Origin of the sequence: Salipiger sp. HF18, assembly GCF_011806505.1 — a bacterium.
In the GTDB taxonomy this organism is placed as follows: domain Bacteria; phylum Pseudomonadota; class Alphaproteobacteria; order Rhodobacterales; family Rhodobacteraceae; genus Salipiger; species Salipiger thiooxidans.
The window spans coordinates 1-8,265 of sequence record NZ_JAATOS010000158.1 but is presented as its reverse complement, the minus strand read 5'-3'; the positions used below and the strand labels follow the sequence as shown (position 1 = coordinate 8,265).

General features: G+C 67.0%; 7 protein-coding genes. 6 read left to right on the top strand and 1 reads right to left on the bottom strand.

Features of this window, described 5'->3' with window-relative positions; all coding sequences use genetic code 11:
- On the bottom strand, window positions 1-260 hold a 260-nt coding region (locus HC022_RS14005; protein ID WP_167452854.1), incomplete at its 3' end, for a response regulator.
- Window positions 261-444: 184 nt separating this feature from the next.
- Here HC022_RS14005 and HC022_RS14000 point away from each other — a divergent pair.
- The 6 genes from HC022_RS14000 to HC022_RS13975 all read left to right on the top strand — a co-directional run.
- Entirely contained in the window at window positions 445-1,434 is a 990-nt protein-coding gene (locus HC022_RS14000) for a tripartite tricarboxylate transporter substrate binding protein (protein ID WP_008886814.1), read from the top strand.
- 93 nt (window positions 1,435-1,527) lie between these two features.
- Complete coding sequence (locus tag HC022_RS13995) at window positions 1,528-1,959, top strand: tripartite tricarboxylate transporter TctB family protein (protein ID WP_008886436.1); 432 nt, start codon at window positions 1,528-1,530, stop codon at window positions 1,957-1,959.
- Window positions 1,960-1,969: 10 nt separating this feature from the next.
- Complete coding sequence (locus HC022_RS13990; protein ID WP_008886479.1) at window positions 1,970-3,508, top strand: tripartite tricarboxylate transporter permease; 1,539 nt, start codon at window positions 1,970-1,972, stop codon at window positions 3,506-3,508.
- 517 nt (window positions 3,509-4,025) lie between these two features.
- On the top strand, window positions 4,026-5,633 hold the full coding sequence (locus HC022_RS13985; RefSeq protein WP_008886792.1) for a glucan biosynthesis protein: 1,608 nt from the start codon (window positions 4,026-4,028) through the stop codon (window positions 5,631-5,633).
- A gap of 207 nt (window positions 5,634-5,840) precedes the next feature.
- Window positions 5,841-7,634 (top strand): glucans biosynthesis glucosyltransferase MdoH, encoded by a 1,794-nt coding sequence (mdoH, locus tag HC022_RS13980; RefSeq protein ID WP_167452853.1) that lies wholly within the window; start codon window positions 5,841-5,843, stop codon window positions 7,632-7,634.
- A partial coding sequence (locus tag HC022_RS13975) for an OpgC family protein (protein ID WP_167452852.1) occupies window positions 7,621-8,265 on the top strand: 645 nt, incomplete at its 3' end. The genes mdoH and HC022_RS13975, both read left to right, overlap by 14 nt.

Below are 8,265 nucleotides of genomic sequence, written 5' to 3'. Positions count from 1 at the left end.
CGGTCGTCGATGGTGAAAAGCGCGGTCAGCATCAGCACCGGCGTGCGGTCGCCGCGGGCGCGGATCTCGCGCAGGAGGTCGCGGCCCGAGCCGTCGGGCAGGTTGATGTCGAGCACCAGCGCGTCGTAGCCCTGCACCGCGAGATGGTCCCGCGCGGCGTCGAGACTCCCCGCGAGATCGCAGGCGATGCCCGATTTCGAGAACTGCGCGATCACCCCCGCGGCGAGGTCGGCCGCATCCTCGATCATCAGCACGCGCATGGCTTCTGCCCTCCCGAAGCCTTCCTGTCATGCGAATTTTCGCGCTGACAGGTTGGTGACAGCTTCTTGCTCTACAAGTTCTGCTTACCCCGCACAGAGGGGGCTGCAAAGGCAGTCATGGGTGCGGGACCGGACAGGCGCGTCGGATCGTGCCGGGACGGTGTGAGTGAATGAGGAGGAACACATGACTTTCAAGGCAACCCGCATCGCGCTCGCCGCGGCGCTGATCGGCGCATCCGCCATGGGCGCATCGGCGCAGGAGTTCACCCCCGAGGCGCCCGAGTGCATCGCGCCCGCGAACCCCGGCGGCGGCTGGGACTTCACCTGCCGCCAGGTCGGCAAGTCGCTGCAGGACCAGGGCCTGCTGTCGAAGACCATGCAGGTGGTCAACCTTGCCGGCGGCGGCGGCGGCGTGGCCTATGCCGAGGTGGTGAACAAGCGCAACGACAGCGACGACCTGATCGTCGCGGCCTCGTCGGCCACCGCGACCCGTCTCGCGCAGGGCGCCTACCCGGGCAACACCATGGACCAGGTGCGCTGGCTCGCCTCGGTCGGTGCCGACTACGGCGTGATCGCCGTTGCCGCCGACAGCAAGATCTCGACGCTCCCCGATCTGCTCGACATGATCAAGAACGACCCCACCTCGGTGTCGGTCGCGGGCGGGTCCGCCGTGGGCGGCTGGGATCACCTCAAGGTGCTGATCGCAGCCAACGCCTATGGCGTCGAGGACGTGCGCAAGGTCAAGTACATCGCCTTCGACGGCGGCGGCGAGGCGGTGACCCAGCTTCTGGCGGGCTCCGTGCAGGCCTTCACCGGCGACCTGTCCGAGGCCAAGGGCTTCGTCGACAGCGGCGACATCAAGGTGATCGCGGTGCTGTCGCCCGAGCGGCTCGACGGCGAGTTCGCCGATTTCCCGACCGCCAAGGAGCAGGGCGTCGACGCCATCGGCGCCAACTGGCGCGGCTTCTACGGCCCGGGCAACATGTCGGACGAGGCCTACGACGGCTGGGTGAAGAAGATCAGCGATCTCTACGCATCGGACGAGTGGAAAGAGGTGATGGCCACCAACGGTCTCGCCCCGCTCGACCTGCAGGGCGCTGAGTTCGAACAGTTCGTCTCGGACAGCATCACCCAGATCCAGACCATCTCGCGCGAGATCGGCATCATCAAGTAAGCTCTGCGGGGCTTACCATCGGGCGCCGCCGCTCTCCCCTCTCAGGCGGCGCCCAACTTCCCCTTCCACAGAATGTCCGGAAAGGAGCGCGTCATGAGTGACCGCATTTTCGGCGTCTTCGGTCTGCTTCTCGCGATCGGCTACACGTTTGCCGCCCTCGCGATCGAGGAGAGCTTCCTGTCGGATGCTGTCGGGCCCAAGGCGTTTCCCATCATCATTGCGGTGATCCTCGGGCTCTCGAGCCTCGCGATCGTCCTCCGCCCGGACCCCGAGCCGCATTGGCCGCCGCTGGCCCGTCTCGCAGAGATCGCCGCCGCGATCGTGGTGATGATCCTCTACGCCCAGCTGCTGCCGGTGGTGGGCTTCGTCATCGCGACCGCGGTCGCCTCGGGCTACCTTGCCTGGCGGCTCGGCTCGTCGCTGATCGCGACCGTGCTGACCGGCGTCGGCACCTCGATCGGCATCTACGTCATCTTCCACCTGATCTTCGGCCTGGCGCTGGCGCGCGGTCCGTTCGGGTTCTGAGGGGGCAGACATGGACACTTTCGCATCTCTCGGCGACGGCTTCGCCATCGCGCTCACCTGGCAGAACCTCGGGCTCGCGCTCCTGGGCTGCTTCCTGGGCACCATCATGGGCGCGCTGCCCGGCCTCGGGCCGTCGAACGGCGTCGCCATCCTGATCCCGCTCGCATTCACCATGGGGCTCGGGGCCACGCCCTCTCTGATCTTGCTGACTTCGGTTTACTACGGCGCGATGTACGGCGGGCGGATCTCGTCGATCCTGCTCAACATCCCCGGGGATGAGCCGGCGATGATGACCTGCCTCGACGGCCACCCGATGGCCCGCAAGGGGCTCGCGGGCGAGGCGCTGTCGCTGTCGGGCATCGCGAGCTTCGTCGGAGCCTTCTTCGCCACCTGGGGTCTGATCCTGCTCGCTCCGCAGCTGGTGAAGATCGCGCTGCTGTTCGGCCCGGCGGAGTATTTCGCGCTCTTCGCGCTGGCGTTCATGACGCTGGGCGGCGTGTCCTCGACCAACCAGGCGAAATCGGCCTTCGCCGCGGCGCTGGGCCTCGGCCTCGCGATGATCGGCGTCGACACCCAGACCGGCGTGCCGCGCTTTACCTTCGGCGAGGTGCACCTCTATGACGGGCTCGACTTCCTCGTGGCCATCGTCGGTCTCTTCGCCCTCTCCGAGGTCTTCATCTTCCTCGAAGAGCGTCACGGTTCGGCAGACGCCGAGGGCCGCCAGCTCAAGGTCGGGCGCCTGACGCCGCCGATGAGCATGCTCAAGCAGACCACGCCCACCATGCTGCGCAGCTCGGCGCTGGGCTTCCTTGCGGGCGTGCTGCCCGGGGCAGGGGCGTCGCTGGGCTCGTTCATCTCGTACTCGGTGGAGAAGCGCCTCGTGGACCGCGAGGGCACCTTCGGCAAGGGCGATCCGCGCGGCGTCGCGGCCCCCGAGGCGGGCAACAACGCCGCCGCCGGTGGCGCGCTGGTGCCGATGCTGGCGCTGGGCGTGCCGGGCTCGGGCACCACCGCCGTGCTGCTGGCCGTGCTGCTGTCGCTGAACATCACCCCCGGCCCGCTGCTCTTCACCCAGAACCCCGACGTGGTCTGGGGCCTGATCGCGGCGCTCTTCATCGCCAACTTCATGCTGCTGGCGCTGAACATCCCGATGGTGGGGCTCTTCACCAAGGTGCTGATGGTGCCGCCGCGGGTGCTCATGCCGATCGTGGCCATGGTTTCCTTCGTGGGCATCTACGGCATCTCGGGCTCGAGCTTCGACCTGATGGTGATGATCGGCTTCGGGATCCTGGGCTGGGTGCTGCGCAAGTTCGACGTGCCGCTGGTGCCGATCATCCTCGGCACGCTGCTCGGCAACTCGATGGAGAACAACCTGCGCCGGGCCATCACCATCGACAACGGCGACTGGTTCACCCTGATCGACAGCCCGCTTTCGATCGTGCTCTGGGCCATCGCCATCATCGGGTTCATCCTGCCGCTGATCGTCGGCCGGAAGGTCAAGGCCCGCATGCACGAACGCGGTGACGAGGAAGGCTCGCTCACCGACTGAGATAACAACAACGAACCACCACTCATTGCCTGCCGCCCGCGATTTCCATCGTGGGCGGCCTTTTCTTTTCAGGAGACTGCGACCGCACGCGGAATCCCTCTTCCGCAGCGCAGCATTTGGCCGTAAATCCCCATCCGCGCACACTCTGCTGAAGGCAGAATCACCCTAGTGGACAACCCGACTTTTCGGCGTTCCGGTCGTGAAGCCCGACCGTCGCCCGCCTCGGCCCGGCGAGATCGGACCGGCGTTACAGACGTGCTTCGCCCCCTCGCCAGCACCACCGCCCGTGCCACGCGCGATTTTTCGCCCAACTCATGCCAAGTCACGGAACCCCAAACGGTGCAACCATTTCTGCGCTTGCGAAGTTGACAGTGCGGGCGCGAAGGTATTTCGGGCTTCGTGCTATCGGCGAAAGAGTGCCAATGGCGAACCTGCCGGATGGTTTTCCGGACCTATGTGTTTCTTAATACGGATCAGACACTTGGACGCGAAGATGACTCCCCACGACAGACCCGATATGCGACGACGACAGCAGTCCCGCAGCCTGAGCTGCCGCGGGCTCTCGCGGCGTGCCGCTCTTGGCACGATCGCTGGTGCGCTTTCCTCGACCCTCATCCCCGGTTATGCGCTCGCGCAGGACGCCCCCCAGACGCAGGACGCCCAGCCGGGCGAGCCCTTCTCCTTTGACGTTCTCACCGAGTGGATGCGCGCGGTGAGCCAGACGGACCCGAGCACGCCGAGCGCTATCGAGGGCTTCCTGACCGAGCTCGACTACGACGATTACCAGCGCATCCGGTTCAATCCCGAACACGCACGCTGGGCCACCGATGGCTCGCGCTTCCGCCTCCATGCCTTCCACCTCGGCTGGCTGTTCAAGCAGCCCGTGGTGCTGAACGAGGTCGTCGATGGCCGTGCGATCCCGATGGTCTTCTCGACCCGCGATTTCGACTATTCCAACCTCGAGCGCGACATCCCCGCCGATGTCGATATGCCGGGCGTCGCGGGCTTCCGCCTGCTGAACCAGCTCAACAGGGCCGACACCTACGACGAGCTCGTGGCCTTTCTGGGTGCCAGCTATTTCCGCGCGCTCGGTCGTGACAACTTCTACGGGCTCAGCGCGCGCGGGCTGGCGGTGAATACCGGCCTGCCCGAGGGCGAGGAGTTCCCGCGCTTCAGCCAGTTCTGGATCGAGCGCCCGGCCGAGGGCGCGGACGCGATCACGCTCTACGCCGCGCTGGAAAGCCAGTCGGTCACCGGGGCGTACCGCTTCGTCATCACCCCCGGCAGCGACACCATCATGGAAGTCACCGCGCGGCTCTTCATGCGCAACGACGTGGCGCAGCTGGGTATCTCGCCGCTGACCTCGATGTTCCTCTACGACGGCTCGGACCCGGGCGAGTTCTACGACTACCGCCCCGCCGTGCATGACAGCTCGGCGCTGGTGCTGAACGTCAACGGAACGACCTTCTACCGCGTGCTGAAGAACCCGCCGCGGCTTGCGAGTTCGTATCTCGGGGCCGAGCGCCCGCTGTCCTTCGGCCTCGTCCAGCGCGAGCGCGAGTTCGACCAGTACCTCGACGCGCAGGCCCATTACGAGCGCCGCCCGTCGCTGATGGTCGAGCCGCTCGGGGACTGGGGCAAGGGGTCGGTGCGCCTGCTCGAGATCCCCTCCGACCTCGAGGCGAACGACAATATCGTCGCCTACTGGGTCCCGGATGCGGCGGCGACGGCCGGAAGTGAGCTGGAATTCGCCTATCGCCTGCACTGGGGCATGAACCCCAAGGGTGCCCGCGCCGAGGAGCTGGGGCAGATCTTGCGTACCCGCTCGGGTGAGGGGGGCGTATCTGGTGTCGAAAAAGACACCGATCATCGAAAATTCGTCATCGATTTCGAGGGCGGGTTGTTGGGGAACCTTTCTGCTGACGCAGAGGTTGTTCCGGAGATCACGGTACAGAACGGGTCAGTTGAAGAGATGGCTATCTCGCGCATCAGCGGAACCGACACGTGGAGGCTTGTGATCGATATCCAGGGCGAACCGCAGGCCCTGGTGGAAATCAAGGCCGTGCTCACCGGGTACGGTCGGACACTGACTGAGACATGGTTGTATCAATGGGTCAAGCAATGATGGAAACTTCCGAATTCGCCCGTCCCTCAACGGATGGCCCCGTCGTAAGTAACACTGCCGCCGAAGCTGGTGCCGGGTGGGAACCGCCTTCGGCGCCGCTGGACATGCCGCGGCAGGTTCTCGAGAACGAGCGCACCACGTTCGACTGGCTTTCGGTGGCACGCCTCTTCCGGGCGCGCACCCGGGCCTGACACGGACCGCTCCGCGATGATCCGGCAAATTCCAGCCCCTTCGCCCAAGACCCGCGCCATCCGCGCGGGTGCGGTCCTTCTCGCCCTCTCGCTGGCGAGCGTCGCCGCCGCGCTGGTCGCGGAGGCCGGAGCCACCAACGGCTTCGACCTCTGGGACGGGCTGCGCACCGTGCTGATCTTCGTGACCACAGGCTGGCTGGCCTGGGGCGCGATGCTCGCATTGTCGGGGCTGCCACAGCCGTCGCGGGCGCGGAAACAGGTGCCGCAACTGGTCCTGCCCGAGCCCAGGACAGTGGTGCTGGTGCCGATCTGCAACGAGGACGCCGTGGCGACCTTCACCCGGATCGAGGCCATGCATCACTCGGCCAGCGAGGCCGGGCTGTCGCTGGACATCGCGGTGCTCTCCGACACGCAGGACGCGGCCAACGCCGAGCGCGAGAAGGCGGCCTTTGCCGACCTGATCGCGGCCACGGGCGGGGCCGGCCGGATCTTCTACCGCCGCCGCACCGACAACCGGGGCCGCAAGGCGGGCAACATCGAGGAGTTCATCCGCAACTCCGGCGGTGCCTATGAATTCGCGGTGATCCTCGATGCCGACAGCCTGATGGAAGGCGAGACGCTGCGCGAGATGATCGCCAAGATGCAGGCCGACCCACAGCTCGGCCTGCTGCAGACGCTGCCGCGCATCGTGTCGGCGCATTCGCTCTTCGGGCGCGCCATGCAGTTCGCGGCCTCGTTCCACGGGCCGATCTTCACCCGCGGGCTCGAGCGGATGCAGGGCAACACCGGCCCGTTCTGGGGCCACAACGCCATCGTCCGGGTGCGCGCCTTCGCCGAAAGCTGCGCGCTGCCGGAGCTCTCGGGAAAGCCGCCCTTCGGCGGGCACATCCTCAGCCACGACTATGTCGAGGCCGCGCTGCTGGCGCGGGCCGGCTGGAAGGTGCAGGTGGATCACTCCATCGACGGCTCCTTCGAGGAAGGCCCCGAGAACGTGCTCTCCTACGCCAAGCGCGACCGGCGCTGGTGCCAGGGCAACCTGCAGCACATCCGGTTGCTCTGGGCGCCGGGACTCGCCGGCTGGAGCCGCTTCGTCTTTCTGCAGGGCATCCTCGCCTACGTGGTGTCGCTGCTCTGGGCCAGCTTCCTGCTGGTGTCGATCGCCGCGACCGTGCTGGCGCCGCCGCCGGACTATTTCCCCGAGCCCTACAACCTCTTCCCGGTGTTCCCGAGCGACCGCACCAAGGAGATCACCGCCCTTGCCATCGGCATCGTCGGGCTGCTGATCCTGCCCAAGCTCGGGATCCTCTTCGACGCGATCCGCAGCGGTCGGGTCCACAAGTTCGGCACTCCGGGCAAGGTGTTCTCGTCGCTGCTTCTCGAGATCCTGCTGAGCTCGCTGCTGGCGCCGGTGATGATGATGTTCCAGGTCCGCGCCGTGCTGCAGGTGTTCCTCGGCCGCGACGGCGGCTGGCCCGCCAACGCGCGCGGTGAAGGCCTGATCCACGTGTGGGAGGCCTTCCGGGCCAGCGCCTGGATCGTCGCGGTCGGCGCCGTGGGTCTTGCCGCGGCCTACTACCTCTCCGCCGGGCTGGTGCCGTGGCTGCTGCCGGTCGGCGTGCCGATGATCGCCGCCCCGCTGCTCATCGCGTGGTCGTCGCGCCCGCTCACCCACACGCTGTTCCGCGTCCCCGACGAGGATCATCCTTCGCCCGTGGTCGCGCGCTACCGTGCGCTGATGGCCGCGAAACTGAAGCCCATGACCCAAGGCGGCACCTCGCCGACCCAGGTGACCGCAGATGCCGCAGCATGACACCACCGCGGTGGCGGAGACCGTGGCCCAGAGCCCGGCTCCCCTCCGCGAACGCGACCCCCGCATCGATGCCTTCCGCGGCGCCGCGCTGGTGACGATCTTCGTCGACCACGTGCCCGGCAACCCCTACGAGCTCTTCACGCTGCGCAACTGGGGTTTCTCGGATGCGGCGGAGGCGTTCTTCATCATGTCCGGCATCGCCGCGGGTCTCGCCTATTCCGGCGCCTTCCGCACCAAGCCCTTCCTCGAGGCCGCGGCGCCGATCTGGAAGCGGTCGTGGACGCTCTACGTCGTGCACATCGTCCTGACGCTGGTCGGCGTGGCGCTCTTCGCCGGCGGGGCGGCCTATTTCGGGCTGCCCGAGCTGCTCAGGATGAACAACATCGGGCCGATCTTCGACAAGACCATGGCGTCGCTCGTGGGGGTGCCACTGCTCACCCACCAGATTGGCTACGTGAACATCCTTCCGGTCTATTCGGTGATGCTGCTGGCCGCACCCTTCGCGATCCGCATGGCGATGTGGCGGCCGTGGCTGCTGATGGGCTGCTCGGTGCTGGTCTGGTACGCGGCCGGGCTATGGCGCCTGAACTTCCCCAACTTCCCCAACCCGGGCGGCTGGTTCTTCAACCCG